3 protein-coding genes are annotated in these 22,879 nt (G+C 57.2%); 1 reads left to right on the forward strand and 2 read right to left on the reverse strand.

The window, feature by feature from the left end; translation table 11 throughout:
- Positions 1-53: 53 nt before the first annotated feature.
- Positions 54-20,405 carry a non-ribosomal peptide synthase/polyketide synthase gene (locus tag R70723_RS27515; RefSeq protein WP_052421500.1) on the reverse strand — a complete coding sequence of 6,784 codons (20,352 nt, stop codon included), beginning with the start codon at positions 20,403-20,405 and terminating at the stop codon, positions 54-56.
- A 105-nt stretch (positions 20,406-20,510) separates the two neighbouring features.
- Positions 20,511-21,209 (reverse strand): thioesterase II family protein, encoded by a 699-nt coding sequence (locus tag R70723_RS27520; RefSeq protein WP_039877248.1) that lies wholly within the window; start codon positions 21,207-21,209, stop codon positions 20,511-20,513.
- Positions 21,210-21,655: 446 nt separating this feature from the next.
- Between R70723_RS27520 and R70723_RS27525 the strand changes: the two genes are divergently transcribed.
- On the forward strand, positions 21,656-22,789 hold the full coding sequence (locus tag R70723_RS27525) for a virulence factor (RefSeq protein ID WP_039877249.1): 1,134 nt from the start codon (positions 21,656-21,658) through the stop codon (positions 22,787-22,789).
- Positions 22,790-22,879: the final 90 nt, after the last annotated feature.

The raw sequence follows: 22,879 nt of genomic DNA on the forward strand, positions 1-22,879 counted from the left end.
TCATATAGAGTGCAGAGGGATGTCCTTACACCCCCCTGCTATAACCCTTTTTCCTAGTTCATTTGCTCAAGCAATGTGTAAATGTTCTCTATTTCTTCAATATCTAATCCGCTAGAGCTAAAATCACTCGCGGTCTTTTCGCTGTACGCCTGCCCGGTGCAGTGGGCAATCAGCCTGCGAAGCTGCTCTGCATAACACGCCATCCACCATTCCACCGTTGCCCTCCGGTAAGTATCCGCCGCATAATTACACGTAAACATAAGCTTCCCGCCGCTCACCATCCCGTTCAGACTCAGCTTGTACTCACTCTGAAGGTTCCGATCCATGCTGCTGCCTGTCCCGTACTCCGACGCTTCGAATACGCCACCGGTCACGTCCTGATCGAACTGGCCCAGATAATTGAAGCAGATCTCCGGGCGAAGGTCGAACTTCAGCTCCCCCTTGTGCTCCGCTGCCGTCATATACTTCAGCACGCCATACCCCAGACCTTTGTTCGGTACGCTGCGCAGCCCTTCTTTCACTGTTTTGATACAGTCGGACAACGCCTCGGATGCCCCCAGGTCAAGCAGCGTCGGCACGACCGCCGTGAACCAGCCGACCGTACGGCTCACATCCACCGCTTCCCCGATCTCTTCACGGCCATGCCCTTCCAGGTCCACTACAAATTGCCGCCCGCCGCTCCATTCCCGCAGCGCCAGCCCTAGCCCCGTCAGCAGGATGTCGTTGATTTCCGTATGGTACGCCCGGCCCGCCTGGTTCAGAAGCTGATCCGTCTCTTCCTGCGACAGCTCAATGGTCACCGCTCCGCCGCTCCGGTCGGATTCTCCCGGTCCTTCCTCCTCCGGCAGCACCCCAGCCGGCGTCTGCTCGATGTGTTTCCAATAGGCGATTTCACCCAGCTGTTCCTTACTGTCCGCATAGCGCGATAGTGCTTCCGACCACGTCCGGAACGCATCCGTCTTCTCCGGGAAGCGGATCTCCCCGCCCCGCTCCGCCTGCTCATAACCCGTCTGCACATCTTCGAACAGAATCCGCCATGACACCCCGTCCACCACCAGATGGTGGATGACGATCAGCAGATGATCGCCCTCACCGGTCTTCATCAGCCCCAGGCGCAGCAGCGGTCCCTGCTCCAGGTGCAGCCCCCGCTGCAGGCGCTCAGCTTCCGCCGCGATCCGCGTCTCCACGTCAGGTTCAGCGTGCAAGTCAATGACGTCCAGGCTAAAGCCCGCCTCTGCCAGCCCGCCGTTCCACTGCACGATGCCCTCCGCTTCTTTCCGGTACCTCATCCGCAGCGCATCATGGTGCGACACGATCCCCTCAAATACACGGCCCAGGATGGCTTCGTCAAATCCGTCCCGCCGATACAGCATCACCGCCTGGTTATAATGGTGCGGCAGCTGCGCCGACCGCTCAAACAGTCCCTGCTGGATTGGCGTTAACCGCACTTCGCCTTCTACTGGCCCTTGATCGGTCTGACGTGTCAGCGTCTGTACATGCGGGCTTAGCTCCAGGACCGTCGGATACCGGAACAGATCCCGGATCGCCAGGTGCAGCTGATGCCCCCGCAGCCGCGCAGCTATCTGAACGGCTTTGATCGAATCCCCGCCCAGCTCAAAGAAGGAATCTTTGATTCCCAGCCGCTTTACGCCCAGAACCTCCTGCCAAACCGATGCCAGCAAGGCTTCCCGCGCTGTCCGCGGTGCTTCGTAAACCCTACTTGTATGCGCTGCTTCCGGCTCCGGCAGCGCCTTGCGGTCCACCTTGCCGTTAGTATTCAGCGGCAGCTGCTCCAGCTCCACAAAGTAAGACGGGATCATGTAATCCGGCAGCTGTCCTGCTAAGTGCGAACGCAGCTCCGGTGCCTTAGCCGCCTTATCGCTCACTACATATGCGCATAAATACGCCTGTCCCTGCTCATCCTTCCGGCCGATGACTACCGCTTCACGGATAGACGCATGTGCCAGAAGCCGCGCCTCGATTTCCCCGCACTCGATCCGGTAGCCCCGGATCTTCACTTGCTGGTCGATCCGTCCCAGATACTCCAGATTTCCGTCCGCCAGCCATCTCGCCAAATCCCCGGTCCGGTACATCTGCGTTCCCGGTTCAAACGGATTGGCTACGAATTTCTCCGCCGTCAGTTCCGGACGGTTGAGGTATCCTCTAGCCAGCCCTTCCCCTCCGATATACATTTCTCCGGGAACGCCCGTGGCTACCGGACGCCGGCTTGCATCCAGCACATAGACTTTTGCATTATCTGCCGGCATGCCGATAGGAACCGCATGCATTCCTCCTTGGGACTCGTCATAGCGGTAAATCATGCAGCCGACCGTGGTTTCCGTTGGCCCGTATTCATTATAGATTTCAACGGGAAAAGCACAGCGGCTGGCAAATTTCCTTGCCACATGAGCTTCGAGCTGCTCTCCTCCCACGATAATCCGCTTCAGATTCGAACCGGCAGCCGGGATTTCGCCCAGCAGGCTCAAATGCGTCGGGGTGAGCTTTACAATCCCGACTTGATTTTCAGTCAGCATCCGCTCCAGCACCAGGACGATGTCTTGGCCGGAATAGATGACAACCCGATTGCCGCTCACAAGCGGAGTAAACATAGAAGTGACCGTGAGGTCGAACGCAACCGATGAATACAGCGGGAAATCCAGCGGGTCTCCCTGTACATACACCTTGCACGCCCAACTGATATAGTTAACCAGGCTCTGCTGGGTAATCACGACTCCTTTGGGCTGACCCGTCGATCCGGACGTGTAGATGACATACGCCATATTCTCCGGTCCACTGACTACCGGTACGTTCTCCGGATTCCCTGCATACTGCGCCGTGTTCAGGGTTAACACTTCTCCCGCATAGGCTGCTGGTACTTGCGTGTCTCCGGAGATGAGCAGCAGACCGGCTCCGCTGTCTTCCAACATGTAAGCAATCCGCTCCGCCGGATACGCCGGATCGATCGGCACGTACGCCCCGCCAGCTTTTAGGATGCCGAGCACCCCGATCATCAGCTCCAGCGAGCGCTCCGCCATAATCGCCACGGTACGCTCGGGCCCCACGCCGTAACCGCGCAGCGTCCAGGCCAGCTGATTTGCCCGCGCGTTCAGCTCCGCATAGATCAGCTGCTGATCCCCGTGTACAACCGCTATCGCATCCGGCGTCTTCTCCGCCTGTGCTTCGAACAGCCCGTGAATCGTCGCTTCCCGCGGATACGCTGCCGCAGTGTCGTTGAACCCGTACAGCAGTTGTTCCTTCTCCTCTAGTGTTACAAGTTCCAGAGAAGCTATGGTGGCATCCGCTTGTTCTGTCATTTGAGTCAAGAGGTGGACAAAATGAGACAGCTGCCGCTCGGCCGTCTCCTTGTTGAATAGCACGCTGCTGTATTCCAGCGTCAGGAGAAGATTTTTTTCGGCTTCCCACACATTTAGCGTCAGATCGAATTTCGCCGTCGAATGGCCCAGCTCAACCGGACGAACGTCAATATCTGTCAGTCCAAAGCTCGCCTGCTCCATGTTCTGCAGCACCAGCATCGTGTCAAACAACGGGTTGCGGCCCATATCGCGCCGCACGTTCAGCTTCTCCACCAGTTCCTCAAACGGGTAATCCTGATGCTCAAATGCCGACAATGTCCGCTTTTTCACCTCGCGTACGAAGTCGATAAACCGCTTCTCCCCGGACGGGGCATTGCGCAAGGCCAGCGTGTTCACGAACATCCCAATCATGGGCTCCGTATCCCCGTGTGTCCGGCCCGACACCGGCGTCCCGACCACAATGTCGCTTTGCCCCGTATACTTGTGCAGCCACACGTTATACGCTGCCAGCAGCACCATGTACAGCGTCGCTCCCGTCTCTGCCGCAATCCTTTTTAGGGCATCTAACATCTTGGCATTTACTTCAGTGTGTATCCGGCCGCCTTCGCTGCTTGGCACCGCCGGACGCAGCCGGTCAGCCGGCAGCTCCAGCACCGGCGCTTCCTCCGCATAAGCGGATAGCCAATATGCCTCATGTGCCTGCATCCGCTCCACTTCGAGCGTACCCTGCTGCCACACCGCAAAGTCTTTGTACTGGATCCGCAGCGGTGCCAGCTCCTCACCGGCATACGCCGCCATGAAGTCCGACACCAGAATATTCATCGACACACCGTCTGACACGATATGATGCATGTCCCACACCAGCCAATAACGCTCCTCCGCCAGCCGCAGCACTCCGGCCCGCAGCAGCGGTGCCTCATCCAGCGCGAACGGCCGCACAAAGCTCCGGGTGAACTCCCGCGCCTGTGCTTCTTCCACATCGCGGCAGCTCCATCCAAACGGCACCTCTTCGTGCACCAGCTGTCTCGGCTCACCGTCTGTCCACCTGAACGACGTGCGCAGCGACTCATGGCGGGCAATAACCGCACGAATCGCTTGCTCCAGACGTTCCATATCCACCTTCCCGGCCAGTTCCACAACGCCAGGCATGTTGTAGCGCGTGCTCTCCGGCTCCAGCTCATGCAGCACATACAGCCGCCGCTGCGCCGAAGACAGCGGGTACGAGGCCTGCACCGCCGCCGGCTCAATCCGGCCGTAGCCGCTTTGTTCGGCGCTGCGCACATGGGCTGCCAATGCCTTCACTGTCGGCCGTGCGAACAGCTCCCGCAGCGGCAGCTCGACGCCCAGCTGCTGATGAATCCGCGATACCAGCGCCACCGCTTTCAGTGAGTGGCCGCCGCGCTCGAAGAACGAATCGCTGATCCCGACCTCATTGACCCCGAGCACCACAGCGAACAACTCAGATAATTGTATCTCCAGCGCATCCCGCGGCGCTTCATAGCCTTCGGTGTACGCCTCCCGGTCCGGCGCTGGAAGAGCCTTGCGGTCTACCTTGCCGTTGGTGTTCAGCGGAATTCTCTCCAGCTCCACAAAATAAGACGGAATCATGTAATCGGGCAGCTGTATTGCCATATGTGAACGCAGTTCCGGTACCGCAACCGCCGCGTCGCTCACATAATATGCACACAAGTATGCCTGTCCTTGCTCATCCTCACGGGCCAGCACTACCGCTTCTCGGATAGACGCATGCGCCAGAAGCCGCACCTCAATCTCCCCGCACTCGATCCGGTAGCCACGGATCTTCACCTGATGATCGATCCGGCCCAGGTATTCCAGATTGCCGTCCGGCTGCCATCTCGCCAAATCTCCGGTCCGGTACATCCGTGTCCCCGGCTCAAACGGGTTGTCCACGAATTTCTCTGCCGTCAGCTCCGGCCGGTTGTAGTACCCACGTGCCAAGCCGTCCCCTGCTATGCACAGTTCACCCGCGACACCCACCGGCTGCAATTGCCGGTTCTCATTCACAATGTACAGCTGCGTATTAGCGATTGGCTTGCCGATCGGGACTGCCGGTTCCGCGAAGGTCGAAGCGCTGTCGTAATATGTGACATCCACCGTAGCCTCCGTTGGTCCGTACAGGTTGTGAAGCGTCGCTCCGCTCCCCTGCATTACCTTATAGAACCCGGTCACGTGCTGCGGCTTCAATGCTTCCCCGCTGGCAAATACCCGGCGCAAGCTGCCCAGCTGCTCCCTGCCAAAACCTTGCCCCGCCTGCTCCAGAAACACGCTCAGCATCGACGGCACAAAGTGCATTACCGTGACGCCGTGACGCTCTATCGTTTCGGCCAGCACCTCCGGATCCTTCTCTCCCTGCGGCGCAAGCATGCAGACCCGGGCTCCGGTCATGCCCCACCAGAACAGTTCCCATACCGAAACGTCGAACGTAATCGGCGTCTTCTGCAGAAGAACATCCTGTGCTCCGATCGGGTAGCGGTTCTGCATCCACTCCAAGCGGTTAATAACCGCCCGGTGTTCAATCATGACCCCCTTGGGATTCCCAGTCGTGCCCGAGGTGTAGATTACATACGCCAGTCCCCGGGAATCCATCTCTAGCGGCGGAGTGGCTTCAGATTGCGCTTGTCCCCCAAGCGTCAGCTCGACAACCGTGCCCTCAAATCCGCATGCATCCAGCCCAGGCTGTATCAGCAGCGTCGCCGCGCCGCTGTCGCTGAGCATATAGCGGATGCGCTCTGCAGGCAGCGCCGGATCGATCGGCAGGTACGCCCCGCCGGCCTTCAGGATGCCATAGAGTCCTATCATCAGCTCCAGCGAGCGTTCCGCCATAACCGCCACGATATGCTCCGGCCCCACAGCGTGACCGCGCAGCGTCCACGCCAGCTGATTCGCCTGCGCGTTCAGCTCCGCGTAGGTCAGCTGCTGATCGCCATACACGACCGCCACCGCACCCGGCGTCTTCTCCACCTGCGCTTCGAACAGTCCCTGGATTGTCGCTTCCCGCGGATACGCCGCCGCTGTGTCGTTGAACCCCTGCAGCAGCTGCACCTTCTCCTCCTCCGTTACAAGCGTATACACGCCAATGCTTGCTTCCGGCTGTCCTGCTATTTGGGACAAGAGCTGTTCAAAGTGCAGCAGGTACCGTTCGGCCGTCTCCCCGTTGAACAGCGCGCGGCAGTATTCCAGCGTCAGCTGGAGGCCTTGATCCTGCTCCACAGCATTCAGCGTTAAGTCAAACTTCGTCGCCGAATGACTCAGCTCAGCCGCACGAACGTCAACGTCCGCCAGACGGAAGCTCGCCTGCTCCATGTTCTGCAGCACCAGCATCGTGTCAAACAACGGGTTGCGGCCCATTTCGCGCCGCACGTTCAGCTTCTCCACCAGTTCCTCAAACGGGTAGTCCTGATGCTCAAACGCCGACAATGTCCGCTCCTTCACTTCGTGCACGAAGTCGATAAACCGCTTCTCCCCGGATGGGGCATTGCGCAGCGCCAGCGTGTTCACGAACATCCCGATCATAGCTTCTGTATCCCCATGCGTCCGGCCCGACACCGGCGTCCCGACCACAATGTCGCTTTGCCCCGTGTACTTGTGCAGCCACACGTTATACGCTGCCAGCAGCACCATGTACAGTGTTGCTCCCGTCTCTGCCGCAATCTGCTTCAGCCTCTCGGCAACGTCCTGACTGATCTGCGTATACACCCGGCCGCCTTCACTCCCCGGCACCGCTGGGCGTATCCGGTCAGCTGGCAGTTCCAGCACCGGTGCTACTTCCGCATAGGCCGATAGCCAGTACGCCTCATGTGCCTGCATCCGCTCCACTTCGAGCACGCCCTGCTGCCACACCGCGTAGTCCTTGTACTGGATCCGCAGCGGCGTCAGCTCTTCACCGGCATACGCCGCCATGAAGTCCGACACCAGAATATTCATCGACACACCGTCTGACACGATATGATGCATATCCCACACCAGCCAATAACGCTCCGCTGCCAGCCGCAGCAGTCCGGCCCGCAGCAGCGGTGCCTCATCCAGTGTGAACGGCCGTACGAAATTCCATATGAGCTCCTGTGCCTGCGGCTCCTCCACTTCCTGAAGCACTAATTCAAACGGCACCTCTTCGTGTATCTGCTGTCTCGGCACGCCGTCCACCCATGTGAACGACGTGCGCAGCGACTCATGGCGGGCAATAACCGCAAGAATCGCTTGCTCCAGCCGTCCCGTATCCACCTGACCGGCCAGTTCCACAACGCCAGGCATGTTGTAGCGCGTGCTCTCCGGCTCCAGCTCATGCAGCACATACAGCCGCCGCTGCGCCGAAGACAGCGGGTAATCCTTGTCCAGACTGGTCGGCTCGATAGAGCTGTATGCCGTCTTCAACATTCCCTCCATCTTCTGAGCCTGCTCTTTGATCGTGGTAAGGAGGAATACTTCCTGCAGCGTCAGCTCTACATTCATCGTCTTCTGTATTTTGGACACCAGCGCGGTTGCCCGCAAGGAGTGCCCGCCAACTGCAAAAAAGTCGTCACTTACCCCTATGTTCTCTAAACCAAGCACGTCCCGCCAAATGTTGAGCAGCTTCCGCTCCGTTTCGGTGCTTGGTGCCTCATACTGTTCTTCCGAATGCATTCTGGTGTCCGGCTCCGGTAACGCTTTGCGGTCCAGCTTGCCGTTAGGAGTCAGCGGCAAACGCTCCATCGGTATCACATACCCTGGTATCATATACGCCGGTAACGTCCGCCCAAGGTGCTCCCGAATATCCGCCGAGGCTGTCTCCTGCTGCAGCACCACGTACGCACACAAATATTTTCCGCCGGCTGCATCCTCTCGGGCGGCGACCACCGCTTCACGTACCATCTCATGTCTCAGCAACTGGTTTTCGATTTCTCCAAGCTCCACCCGGTAGCCCCGGATCTTCACCTGGTGATCTTGACGTCCCAGAAACTCCATGTTACCGTCCGGCAGCATTCGCCCCATGTCCCCCGTCCGGTATATCCGCCCCTGCGGCACAAACGGATTTTGCATAAACGATGCGCTTGTCTTGGCCGGATCGTTCAAATATCCTCTGGCTACACCCACGCCCCCGATATACAGCTCTCCGGCCACCCCGTATGGCACCGGATGCCAATCAGCGTCCAGAATGTAGAAGGTATTGTTCGCCAGCGGCTTTCCGTACGGAATGCTTGTCAAATCCGCCGGAACTTTCTCGATCGGATAGTAGTTGGACCATACGGTTGCTTCCGTCGCACCCCCAAGTCCTATCACTTGAACGTGAGGGAAGTATGCCTTCGCCCGTTCCGCCAAATCGGTCGGAATCCAGTCCCCGCTCACCAGCGCCAGCCGCAGAGCTTTCTGGCTAAACGCCTCTTCTTGTTCCTCTATGCTGTGCAGCACATGGTTCAGCGTCGTCGGCACCGAGTCCCAAATCGTAATCGCTTCCTGTTCCAGCAGCCGCTGCATCTGTTTTGGATCCTGTACCTGCTCCCGGCTTGCAATCACAATCTGGGCTCCCGCCGCAAGAGGGCCGAAAATGTCATACACTGACAAATCAAAGCACATCGAAGTAATGAATAAAAGCCGGTCTTCCTCATGAACGCTAAATTCCTGATTGACCCAGCTGACCAAGTTTACCGCCGAATGATGTTCAATCATGACCCCTTTCGGTTCTCCGGTTGAGCCGGATGTATAAATGATGTACGCCAATTCCTTTGAATCTTTGGCAAGCTGCAGCGCCCCGCCGGAATGCTCAATCAGCGAAGGGTCCCGGCTGTCCACAACTTGCATTGGCGCTCCTTCATACGTCTGGTCGACGACAAGGATGCTTACTCCTGCATGGCCAATAATATGCGCAATTCGGCTTTGCGGGTAATCCGGGTCAATCGGTACATACGCTGCGCCGGCTTTCAGAATCGCCAGCATCCCGATGATCATCTCAAAGCTCCGCCCGGTCATTAACCCGACATGATCATTGACTTTCACCCCGCGGGCCTGCAGCCGCCGCGCCAATCGGTTCGATCGCTCGTCCAGCTCCCGATAGGTTAATTTTTGGCTCTTCCAGCTTAAAGCAGGCCGCTCGGGCGTCCTCGCCGCTTGTTCCTCAACCAGCTGGTGCAGCGTCTTCTCTGCTGCGTACGGCGTACCCGTACGGTTCCATTCATACACGATCCCATGCCGTTCCGCACTCGTCATCAGATGCTCCATCGACAAGAGATCGCTCTCCTCGTCGCACAAAGCCTCTAAGATTCGTTCGTACCAGGCAAACGCCGTTTCGATCTCCCGGTCATCAAAATACCCCGGCGCGTATTTGATCTGCATGTTCAGTTCCTGAAGGGATTGAGATACCTCCAAATCAAACCATGTATTCGTCATCTCATTGGCTTCAAGGTTAAAATGGACCGGCTCTGATACCAGCTCATCCCCCAGCTGCTCCTCCAGCACATGGAAATCGGTATAATTAAACAGCGTATCGAAGACCGGGTTGACCGACGGGCTTGACACTTCACCTATTAAATGGGCAATGTCGACCAGAAACAGCTCATGCGCCTTCATTTGTGCAAGCTGCTGTTTCGTCCGGCTCACCAGTTCCGACTTCGACACCTGACCTGTCACTCCTATGCGTAGCGGTACCGTATTGAGGAAGCAGCCCAACACCTTGTCTGCATCCTCCATGGCCGGCCGGTCGTGGCTGACCACACCTGTAACAATCTCTTCCTCCGTCGTCAGAATGCCCAGCAAATAGACGTGCGCACTCAAGCACAGCTCCTTGACCGTACATCCGTACCGCTTCGCCTGCCGTTTCAAGGAACCCAGCAGCGTACGGCTGAGGGGTCTGCGGTATATTTTGCTGACCGCTCCCCGCTCCCTCCTCTTGCCTGCGTAGTTGAACGGCAGCTTGTTCCGGGTGTACCCCGCCAGTTCCCTGATCCAATATTGCCGGCTCTCCTCGTCGCTCTCCCGGAACCGGTTGATCGCCACATAATCCCTGTAGCTGCTTTGAAGCGCCTGCGTCTCAACCGGCTTGCCCTGCAGCAGCTGCTGATATATATCCATGGCCTCCTGCTGGAAGGACGCCAGGCTCCATCCGTCCAACACCGCATGATGGATCGTAGAAACCATGCAATAATCATTGTGTGTGTTCAGCCGGAACAAGCGAACCCGCCACAGCACCTCTTCGTCAAACCGGAACAAGCTTTGCTTGTCTTGTTCAATGTATGCCTGGATCACACGCTCCTGCGCCTCATGGCTGATTGAGGAAATATCCTCTGACAAAAGATTCGGCGTGATCCGGGTATGCACGATCTGGACCTCTTCCTCAAAATGTGTGAGATCAAAGGTGGTACGCAGGATTGGATGCTTATCGGATAACCGCTGCAGCGCTTCCGCCAACCGGTCCGTCGACACGATCTTGAAATGGTACAGAAACTGATCGTGGTATATCGGCTCCTCCGGCCGCAATCTCGAGTAGAACACCATGCTCTGCTGAATTTTGCTCAGCGGATACACGTCCTCGTAATCCTCCGGCAGATGCCTCGCCTGGTCCGGATCCTCCATGATGCGCCGCTTCATCTGCTCCAGCATCTCCCGTCCCAACTCCAGCTGCCGCTCCGCCTTTCCCTCTTGAGATAAAAAGCCGGCCAGCTCGCCGATGGTCTGATGCAGGTACAGCTCTTTTAACGGAAGAGTAACGTCCAGGTCACGGTTGATCCGGCTGACCAGGCGGATCGCCTTGATCGAGTCGCCGCCCAGCACAAAAAAGTTATCATGAATGCCGACCTGCTCCGCCCCCAGCACGTCCTGCCAAATCTCCACCAGCTTCAGCTGCGCCGGCGTGCTTGGCGCTTCGTAGACGCTGCCGGTTTGCGCCGCTTCCGGCACCGGCAGCGCCTTACGGTCCACCTTGCCGTTAGTGCTCAGCGGCAGCTGCTCCAGCTCCACAAAGTAGGACGGAATCATGTAATCCGGCAGCTGTCCCGCCAAGTGTGAACGCAGCTCCGGTACAGCAACCACCTCATCGCTCACATAATATGCGCATAAGTACGCCTGTCCCTGCTCATCCTCACGGGCCAGCACCACCGCTTCGCGGATGGACGCATGCGCCAGAAGCCGCGCCTCAATCTCCCCGCACTCGATCCGGTAGCCCCGGATCTTCACCTGATGGTCGATCCGCCCCAGATACTCCAGGTTTCCGTCCGGTAGCCATCTCGCCAGATCCCCGGTCCGGTACATCCGTGCCCCCGGTTCAAACGGGTTGTCCACGAATTTCTCCGCCGTCAGCTCCGGGTTGTTCAAGTACCCCCGCGCCAGACCTTCTCCCGCAATGCACAGCTCGCCTGCGACGCCGACCGGCTGCAGCTGCTGTCCGTCACCAAGAATATAGGCCCGCAGCGTCGGAAGCGGCTTGCCGATGTTGCTGATGCCGCTTGTAATCTCCGCCTCTCCCAGCTTCTTGTATGTCACGTGCACTGTCGTTTCCGTGATCCCGTACATATTGATCAAATCCGTATCCGGATACTTCCGCTGCCATGACCGCAACCGCCCCGGCGCCAGCGCTTCCCCGCCAAAGATAACGGTCCGCACGCACAGCTCCGCGTCCGCCTCTTCCATTTCACGTTGCGACAACGCATAAAACGCGCTCGGCGTCTGGTTCAGCACCGTCACCCGTTCCTGCCTCAGCAGCCGCACCATCTGCTCCGGATCCCTCGCCGTCATCAATGGCACAACGACCAGCTTGCCTCCATAGAGCAGTGCGCCGTACATTTCCCAGACCGAGAAATCGAAGCAATAGGAGTGGAACAGCGTCCACACATCCCGCTCATTGAAATCAAACGCCATGCGGTCATTGAACAGCAGCCGCACCACGTTCCGGTGCGTAATCATCGTCCCTTTCGGCTTTCCGGTTGTCCCTGAAGTATAGATCACGTAGGCCAGCTGCTCCGGCGTTGCCGTCTGCGGCGGATTCCCCGTCTGCTCCGGCACTGATTCCCCTGCATACACCCGGCAGCCCGCAAACGGAAGCGCCGGCGTCCGAAGCTCGGCAGCCCGGTTTGTCACCAGCCACTCCGCCCCGCTGTCCCTCAATGTATAAGCAATCCGCTCGGCCGGATAATCCGGATCGATCGGCACGTACGCCCCGCCGGCCTTCAGGATGCCGAGCATCCCGACGACCATCTCCAGCGAGCGCTCCATCAAAATTGCCACGATACGCTCCGGACCTACGCCATGGCCGCGCAGCGTCCACGCCAGCTGATTCGCCTGCGCGTTCAGCTCCGCGTAGGTCAGCTGCTGGTCGCCATACACGACCGCCACCGCACCCGGCGTCTTCTCCACCTGCGCTTCGAACAGTCCGTGGATTGTCGCTTCCCGCGGATACGCCGCCGCTGTGTCGTTAAATCCGTACACCAGTTGCTCCTTCTCCGCTGGTGTTACAAGCTCGTACGCGCCAATGCTTGCTTCCGGCTGTCCTGCTATTTGGGACAAGAGCTGTTCAAAGTGCAGCAGGTACCGTTCGGCCGTCTCCCCGTTGAACAGCGCGCGGCTGTATTCCAGCGTCAGCTGGAGGCCTTGATCCTGCTCCACAGCATTCAGCGTTAAGTCAAACTTCGTCGCCGAATGACTCAGCTCAACCCCACGAACGTCAACGTCCGCCAGACGGAACCCCGCCTGCTCCATGTTCTGCAGCACCAGCATCGTGTCAAACAACGGGTTGTGCCCCATATCGCGCCGCACGTTCAGCTTCTCCACCAGTTCCTCAAACGGGTAGTCCTGATGCTCAAACGCCGACAATGTCCGCTCCTTCACCTCGCGTACGAAGTCGATAAACCGCTTCTCCCCGGACGGGGCATTGCGCAGCGCCAGCGTGTTCACGAACATCCCGATCATAGCTTCTGTATCCCCATGCGTCCGGCCCGACACCGGCGTCCCGACCACAATGTCATTCTGGCCCGTGTACTTGTGCAGCCACACGTTATACGCTGCCAGCAGCACCATGTACAGCGTTGCTCCCGTCTCTGCCGCAATCCGTTCCAGCCCCTCGGCTACGTCCGCACGGATCTGTGCATGAACCTTCCCGCCTTCGCTGCCCTGGACGGCCGGACGCAGCCGGTCAGCCGGCAGCTCCAGCACCGGCGCTTCCTCCGCATAAGCCGATAGCCAGTACGCCTCATGTGCCTGCATCCGCTCCACTTCGAGCACGCTCTGCTGCCACACCGCATAGTCCTTGTACTGGATCCGCAGCGGCGCCAGCTCCTCACCGGCATACGCCGCCATGAAGTCCGACACCAAAATATTCATCGACACGCCGTCTGACACGATATGATGCATGTCCCACACCAGCCAATAACGCTCCTCCGCCAGCCGTAGCAATCCGGCCCGCAGCAGTGGGGCCTCATCCAGCGCGAACGGCCGGACGAAGCTCCGGGTGAACTCTTGTGCCCGCGACTCTTCCGCTTCCTGAAGCACTAATTCAAACGGGGCTTCTCCGTGTATGTGTTGTCTCGGTTCGCCGTCTGCCCATGTGAACGACGTGCGCAGCGACTCATGGCGGGCAATAACCGCACGAATCGCTTGCTCCAGACGTTCCATATCCACCTGACCGGCCAGTTCCACAACGCCAGGCATGTTGTAGCGCGTGCTCTCCGGCTCCAGCTCATGCAACACATACAGCCGCCGCTGCGCCGAAGACAGCGGGTACGAGGCCTGTACCGCCGCCGGCTCAATCCGGCCGTAGCCGCTTTGTTCGGCGCTGCGCACATGGGCCGCCAATGCCTTCACTGTCGGCCGTGCGAACAGCTCCCGCAGCGGCAGCTCGACGCCCAGCTGCTGATGAATCCGCGATACCAGCGCCACCGCTTTCAGCGAGTGGCCGCCGCGCTCGAAGAACGAATCGTTGATCCCGACCTCATTGACCCCGAGCACCACAGCGAACAACGCCGCCAATTGCGTCTCCAGCACATCCCGCGGCGCTTCGCAGCCTTCGGTGTACGCTTCCCGGTCCGGCGCTGGAAGTGCCTTACGGTCTACCTTGCCGTTGTTGTTCAGCGGAATTCTTTCCAGCTCCACAAAATAAGACGGAATCATGTAATCCGGCAGCTGTATTGCCAAATGTGCACGCAGTTCCGGCACAGCAACCGCCGCGTCGCTCACAAGATATGCACATAAATACGCATGCCCCTGCTCATCCTCACGGGCCATCACTACCGCTTCGCGGACAGACGCATGCGCCAGAAGCCGCGCCTCGATCTCCCCGCACTCAATCCGGTAGCCCCGAATCTTCACTTGGTGGTCAATCCGCCCCAAGTACTCCAGGCTGCCGTCCGGCAGCCATCTTGCCAGATCGCCCGTCCGGTACATGCGCATTCCCGGCCCAAACGGGTTATCTAAGAATTTCTCCGCCGTCAGCTCCGGCCGGTTGTAGTACCCTCGTGCCAAGCCGTCCCCTGCAATACACAGTTCACCCGCGACACCCACCGGCTGCAGCTGCCGCTTGTCATTTACAATGTACAGCTGCGTATTGGCCATCGGCCCCCCGACGGTCACGGTCTGCTCAGCGGTGACTTCCCGCACTGCGGACCAAATCGTCGTCTCCGTCGGACCGTACATATTGAATAGTGCGGCCTTTGACTTGCTTTGCAGCTCCGTCAGCAGCTCGCCCGTCCAGGCCTCTCCACCAATCAGGATTTCGGTTACGCCTTCCAGCCACGCGTCACAGCCCGCCGATAACAGCATCTTCACCCGTGATGGCGTCATCTGCACCATGCCGATGCGCTGGCGCCCGATCAGCTCCGCCAGCTGCTGAGGGTCCTTCTGCTGCTCTTTGCTCGCTGCCACGACCCGCATGCCTTGTGTCAACGCCAGCAGCGTCTCCACCACTGAGATGTCAAACGACAGTGTCGTCGCAAATAAAATCGACTTCGCCGGGGCAAAGGGAATCACTTGCGCCATCCCGGTGATGAAGTTAACTACCGAGCGGTGCTCTATCATGACCCCTTTGGGATTTCCCGTCGTGCCTGAAGTGTAGATCATATACGCCAAACGCCGGGAATCCAGCTCTAGCGGCAGGTCGGCCCCCGATTGCCCTTGTTCACCAGGCGTCAGCTCGACTACCGCGCCCTCAAAACCGCCGACATCCAGACCAGGCCCCAGCAGCAGCACTGCCGCTCCGCTGTCGCTGAGCATATACCGGACCCGCTCAGCGGGCAGCGACGGATCGATCGGCAGATATGCCCCGCCGGCTTTCAGAATGCCGAGCATTCCGGCAATCAGCTCCAGCGAGGGTTCCGCCATCATCGCCACAATGCCGTCCGGCCCCACGCCCTGACCGCGCAGCATCCGCGCCAGTTGATTCGCCCGCGTGTTCAGCTCCGCGTAGGTCAGCTGCTGATCCAGGTACACGACCGCCACTGCATCAGGCGTCCTGGCCGCTTGTTCCTCAACCAGCTGGTGGAGCGTCTTCTCTGTGGCGTATGGCACATCCGTCCGGTTCCATTCATACGCCAGATCTTGCCGTTCCCCAGCCGTCATCAGATGCTCCATCGACAAGAGATCACTCTCCTCGTCGCACAAAGCCTCTAAGATTCGTTCGTACCAGGCAAACGCCGTTTCGATCTCCCGGTCATCAAAATACCCCGGCGCGTATTTGATCTGCATATACAGCTTCTGTAGGGCTTGAAAAATCTCCAGATCAAACAATGTATTCGTCATTTCGTTTGCGTCCAAACTTAGTGACGCCGTCTCCCATGCCCTCTCTTGGCCCGTCCGCATTTCCTCCAGCACATGGAAATCAGTATAGTTAAACAGCGTATCAAAGACCGGGTTGACCGACAGGTTTGACACTTCACCGATTAAATGGGCGATTTCGGCTAGAGACAATTCATACGCCTTCATTTGTGCAAGCTGCTGTTTCGTCCGGCTCACCAGTTCCGACTTCGACACCTGACCTGTCACTTCTGTGCGGAGCGGCACCGTATTGAGGAAGCAGCCCAACACCTTGTCTGCATCCTCCATGGCCGGCCGGTCGTGGCTGACCACACCTGTAACAATCTCTTCCTCCGTCGTCAGAATGCCCAGCAAATAGACGTAAGCGCTTAAGCACAGCTCCTTGACCGTACATCTGTACCGCTTCGCCTGCCGCTCCAAGGATTCAAGCAGCGTACGGCTCAGGGGTCTGCGGTATATTTTGCTGACCCCTCCCCGCTCCCTCTTCTTGCCCGCGTAGTTGAACGGCAGCTTGTTCCGGGTATACCCCGCCAGTTCCCTGATCCAATATTGCCGGCTCTCCTCGTCACTCTCCCGGAACCGGTTGATCGCCACATAATCCCTGTAGCTGCTTTGCAGCGCCTGCATCTTGGCCGGCTTTCCCTGCAGCAGCTGCCGATAAAGGTCCACAGCCTCCTGCTGGAGGGATGCCAGGCTCCATCCGTCCAGCATTGCATGGTGGATTGTAGCCACCATGCAATAATTATCCTGGGGATCCAGCCGGAACAAGTGAACCCGCCACAGCACCTCTTCGTCAAACCGGAACAAGCTTTGCTTGTCTTGTTCAATGTATGCCTGGATCACACGCTCCTGCGCCTCATGGCTGAGTGAGGAGATATCTTCCGACAAAAGATTCGGCGTGATCCGGGTATGCACGATCTGGACTTCTTCCTCAAAATGTGTGAGATCAAAGGTGGTGCGCAGGATCGGATGCTTATCGGATAACCGCTGCAGCGTTTCCGCCAACCGGTCCGTCGACACGATCTTGAAATGGTACAAAAACTGATCGTGGTATATCGGCTCCTCCGGCCGCAGTCTCGAGTAGAACACCATGCTCTGCTGAATTTTGCTCAGCGGATACACATCCTCGTAATCCTCCGGCAGATGCTTCGCCTGTTCCGGATCCTCCATGATGCGCCGCTTCATCTGCTCCAGCATCTCCCGCCCTGACTCCAGCTGCCGGTTCGGCTTATGCTCCTGCACTAGAAGCCCGGCCAGCTCGCCGATGGTCTGATGCAGGTACAGCTCTTTTAACGGAAGAGTAACGTCCAGGTCACGGTTGATCCGGCTGACCAGGCGGATCGCCTTGATCGAGTCGCCGCCCAGCATAAAAAAGTTATCGTGGATGCCGACCTGCTCCGCCCCCAGCACGTCCTGCCAAATCTCCACCAGCTGCAGCTGCGCCGGCGTGCCCGGTGCTTCGTAGACGCTGCCGGTTTGCGCCGCTTCCGGCACCGGCAGCGCCTTACGGTCCACCTTGCCGTTAGTGCTCAGCGGCAGCTGCTCCAGCTCCACAAAGTAGGACGGAATCATGTAATCCGGCAGCTGTCCCGCCAAGTGTGAACGCAGCTCCGGTACAGCAACCACCTCATCGCTCACATAATATGCGCATAAGTACGCCTGTCCCTGCTCATCCTCACGGGCCAGCACCACCGCTTCGCGGATGGACGCATGCGCCAGAAGCCGCGCCTCAATCTCCCCGCACTCGATCCGGTAGCCCCGGATCTTCACCTGATGGTCGATCCGCCCCAGATACTCCAGGTTTCCGTCCGGTAGCCATCTCGCCAGATCCCCGGTCCGGTACATCCGTGCCCCCGGTTCAAACGGGTTGTCCACGAATTTCTCCGCCGTCAGCTCCGGGTTGTTCAAGTACCCCCGCGCCAGACCTTCTCCCGCAATGCACAGCTCGCCTGCGACGCCGACCGGCTGCAGCTGCTGTCCGTCACCAAGAATATAGGCCCGCAGCGTCGGAAGCGGCTTGCCGATGTTGCTGATGCCGCTTGTAATCTCCGCCTCTCCCAGCTTCTTGTATGTCACGTGCACTGTCGTTTCCGTGATCCCGTACATATTGATCAAATCCGTATCCGGATACTTCCGCTGCCATGACCGCAACCGCCCCGGCGCCAGCGCTTCCCCGCCAAAGATAACGGTCCGCACGCACAGCTCCGCGTCCGCCTCTTCCATTTCACGTTGCGACAACGCATAAAACGCGCTCGGCGTCTGGTTCAGCACCGTCACCCGTTCCTGCCTCAGCAGCCGCACCATCTGCTCCGGATCCCTCGCCGTCATCAATGGCACAACGACCAGCTTGCCTCCATAGAGCAGTGCGCCGTACATTTCCCAGACCGAGAAATCGAAGCAATAGGAGTGGAACAGCGTCCACACATCCCGCTCATTGAAATCAAACGCCATGCGGTCATTGAACAGCAGCCGCACCACGTTCCGGTGCGTAATCATCGTCCCTTTCGGCTTTCCGGTTGTCCCTGAAGTATAGATCACGTAGGCCAGCTGCTCCGGCGTTGCCGTCTGCGGCGGATTCCCCGTCTGCTCCGGCACTGATTCCCCTGCATACACCCGGCAGCCCGCAAACGGAAGCGCCGGCGTCCGAAGCTCGGCAGCCCGGTTTGTCACCAGCCACTCCGCCCCGCTGTCCCTCAATGTATAAGCAATCCGCTCGGCCGGATAATCCGGATCGATCGGCACGTACGCCCCGCCGGCCTTCAGGATGCCGAGCATCCCGACGACCATCTCCAGCGAGCGCTCCATCAAAATTGCCACGATACGCTCCGGACCTACGCCATGGCCGCGCAGCGTCCACGCCAGCTGATTCGCCTGCGCGTTCAGCTCCGCGTAGGTCAGCTGCTGGTCGCCATACACGACCGCCACCGCACCCGGCGTCTTCTCCACCTGCGCTTCGAACAGTCCGTGGATTGTCGCTTCCCGCGGATACGCTGCTGCCGTGTCATTGAATCCAACTGTAAGCTGACGGGTTCCCCCTTCATCTAATAGTCGGATATCTTGAATCATGAGGCCAGGTTCTTGAATGATATCCTGAAGCATGACATTAAAAGAGCTATATATTTGCTCTACGATTCCATCCGAATGGTCGGCTTTATAATCAAACGCCAATTCAAGCTCACCAGTCTCAAACCAATCTCTAACAATAAACTGGAATGGATAATATTGATGTCCGCTATAAACCTCGTTTGCGCTTACAGTAAGATTTTCTAAATTTGTTACCAGTCTGGTGCCATAATTATTTACAACAACAGAAAATAGCTGATCTGTTCCTTTTTTCCGCAGCTCTAATTCTTGCACCAGATTATCGTAAGGATATTTTTGATGAAAATAACATGACATCAGTTCCCGCTGTACTTCCCTGCTAAATGAATCGAAGCTCTGTATAGCGTTCATTTGCACCCGCAGCGGCATTGTGCTTACAAACATGCCTATTGCAGATTTTTCTTTGGGTCCCGAGCGGTTTACGACCGGAGTTCCGATTACTAAATCACTTTGTCCCGTAGTCCGGTACAAATAGACAAGCATTAACGATACAAACCATGCATTAAGTGAAACCCGGTTCTCACTAAGCTTTTCTCTGACTTGGTCAGAAAGCACTTTGTTCAGCCGAAATGATCTCCGTGTTCCAGCCGAATCGTTGGTACCGGCTTTAGAAGTTCCCATAGTCGTAGGGGACTCAAAGTCATGATAACGCTGTAACCAAAACTGCTTGTCTTTTATGTATCGATTAGAAGCTAAATAATGTTCTTCATCATCAGCAAAATCCAGAAAATTGCTGGACCTCCCCGCTGGACGTTCTTCACCTTTTGCCAGCTTTTCATAAATCTCAAGAGTGTCCTGATGCAACACGTACCCTGACCATCCATCGGCAATAATATGATGCGCCTTGATTAAGTAACCGCATTCATTTTCTCTGATTTTAAATAAGGCCACGTAATATAAAGGGCCATTTTCTAATTGGAAGGGGGTAGCCGCCTGCTCTTGTGTCCAGAGCTGAAATGCTTCATCAGGATTATCTAAAGGACTGAAATCAATCATCGGCAACGGGGTTTTGCGGTGGGGTATATAATATTGATACGGCTCACCGTCCTGGCTGCGGGTGAATCGCAATCCAAACCCGGTGTGGTTACTGAGGTTACAGTGGATGGCTGTTTCAATCCATTCTAAATTCGCTTCCCCTTTAAAAATAAAATACAGTGTCACATTATTGAGTGAAGTATCGGGATAATGCTGCTCCATCATCCAGATTCTTCGCTGTGCGTGTGATAATGAGAATACAGATTCGCTCCCGCTTAACTGTCTCATACAAGTAAGTCCCCCTAATTAATTGTGCTGATCGGAATGAACCGGCTAGTAAATAGATTCTGAATAATACCTCCGCCTTTCGCTGGTTTCCCGGCGAGCCGCTGACTAGCGGAGATGGAGACCTTTAATAAGAGCCTTTATAACAGATTGCGATTGACTATGGATAAAAAAATGATCTCCATCAAATTCAGCATACTTGCAATCCTTCTCAGTTACTTGATCCCACTCTCCGATAGCTCCTGACAAGGTATCATCCTGATTACCGTAGAATATATTGACATCACACCCGAGCTTACTGCTTTTCTCTTTGAAAATATAAGTCTCTGATAACCGGAAATCTGATCTGATAATAGGCAAAAAAAGATTCATTAATTCAGTATTTTCAAAAAACTGCGGCGGAGTTCCTCCTAATTCCATTAAGTGCGATATAAACTCTTCATCCGCAAGCAGGTGAACGATTCTGTCATCCTTGGCTCGTACATGCGGAGCAGATCTGCCAGAGAAAAATGCGGCGTCAGGCTCCTTAACCCCCCTGCTTTTCAATTGATAAATCGTTTCATATGCAAGAATGGCTCCCAGGCTATGCCCGAAAACCGCATATGGATCTCCGCTTAATTGCTGCATAATAATCGACGTAATATCTTCAACTGCTTCTTCCAAAGACAGATAAGGCGGTTCGGGCATTCTCCTGCCTCTACCAGCTAGCTCCACAGGTATAACTTCAGCGATTCCGCTTAATTTGCTTGACCATTGGCTGTAAACAGAGGCTGAACCACCGGCATAAGGTAAACAGAATAATTTCATAACCCATCTCTCTCATCGTTTATTTAATTTTAATGCAATTATTATTTAATCAGTTTAAATAAAGAAATTAACGGTTACAAACCCACATTTTCCAGTTAAAGGATAGGTATAATATCCATGGTATCCCTCTATCTACCAGTCGTCAAGTTGATTTTGGCCCCAGGTTTGGAAGTATCGAACCCTTAAATTAGTCACTTGTTTATGATCGTCCGCTACCTCATTCTGTGCGCTAAATAATGAACAAAGACGCAGCCCCGAAAAGCAGGAAGACAGGGCGAGTAAGGCTTTTAATTTCAGTCGGTTTGTCCTAAACCTGTAAATTAAATCGGGAAAAATTTTAAATTTTAGCGGGTTCAGGGCTCTGCCCTTTTGTTTTTCACAGCTGAAATGATGTAAAATGCGGATAAAGACTACGGTATTGTACCGTTTGAAGGGGAGCTTAACGTATGAAGATCACATTTATTGAACCGACTCCAAGTCCAAATACGATGAAGCTTCATCTGGACGAAAGCCTGGAGCCCGGCATACGCCGGACATACACTCCGGAAAGCCAGCGGACCGCTCCTGCCTGGGCACGCGATATGCTGGGCATTCCGGGCGTTATCAGCATATATCACGCTGCCGACTTTGCCGCCTTGGAGCGTAAGGGTAGCGCCGACTGGGCGGCGATTCTGCGGGAGGTGCAGAGCCGTTTCGGCGCAGACGGATTAAATGCGGACTTTGACCCCGCCGATGAAAACGCGGGAGCCCATTTCGGGGAGTCGCAGGTATTTGTGCAGATGTTCCGCGGCATCCCGATCCAGATCCGCGTGAAGACCGGCGCGAATGAGGAGCGCATCGCCCTCTCCAGCCGCTTCACGCAGGCTGTGACCGATGTGGCCAGCGCTGTGCTGATCAAGGAGCGCAAGCTTACCGATTACGGCGTGCGCTACGGCGAGCCGCCGGACATTGCCCGCGAGGTCGAGCAGGAGCTGGAGGCGGCGTATCCGCAGGAACGCCTCGACTCCCTCGTGCAGCAGGCCATCGCGCACGGGGCTGCCGGCGAGTTCGTCGAGCAGCGGCAGAAGAAGGGGCAGGACGAGCTGCTGCGAGACCTGCAGGACACCGACTGGCGCGTGCGCTACGCCGCGCTGGAGGACCTGGCGCCGAGTGCGGAGCTCCTGCCGGAGCTGCGCAAGGCGCTGCACGATCCCAAGCTGCAGCTGCGCAGGCTTGCGGTCGTGTACCTGGGCGACATCCGCACGCCGGAGGCGATGGAGCTGCTCTATGAGGCGATGGCTGACAGTGCCCCGGCTGTGCGGCGCACGGCCGGGGACACGCTGTCCGACATCGGCGACCCGGCTGCGACGCCGGTGATGACGGCGTCGCTCAAGGACGCCAGCAAGCTCGTCCGCTGGCGGGCGGCGCGCTTCCTCTATGAGGTCGGCACCTCCGAAGCTCATGATGCACTGGCGGCTGCGGCCGAAGACCCGGAATTCGAGGTGGGCCTGCAGGCACGCATGGCGCTGGAGCGGATCGCTTCCGGCGAAGAAGCAGCCGGGACTGTCTGGCAGCAAATGTCGGAGCGCCGCCGTACCTGACATGCAGCTGCCGTATTTTGTTATTGCATGAGCCTTAGGAGTTGCATTATACTAAATCCTGTTGTGTTCATATTGTATAAAGATAGCCTC

It is taken from the genome of Paenibacillus sp. FSL R7-0273 (assembly GCF_000758625.1).
Taxonomy (GTDB): Bacteria; Bacillota; Bacilli; order Paenibacillales; family Paenibacillaceae; genus Paenibacillus_AQ.

Bases quoted from the DNA above. Each gene is read 5' to 3' on its own strand.
- R70723_RS27525 (WP_039877249.1), top strand. From the start codon at position 21,656: ATGAAGATCACATTTATTGAACCGACTCCAAGTCCAAATACGATGAAG.
- R70723_RS27515 (WP_052421500.1), bottom strand. From the start codon at position 20,405: ATGAGACAGTTAAGCGGGAGCGAATCTGTATTCTCATTATCACACGCA.
- R70723_RS27520 (WP_039877248.1), bottom strand. From the start codon at position 21,209: ATGAAATTATTCTGTTTACCTTATGCCGGTGGTTCAGCCTCTGTTTAC.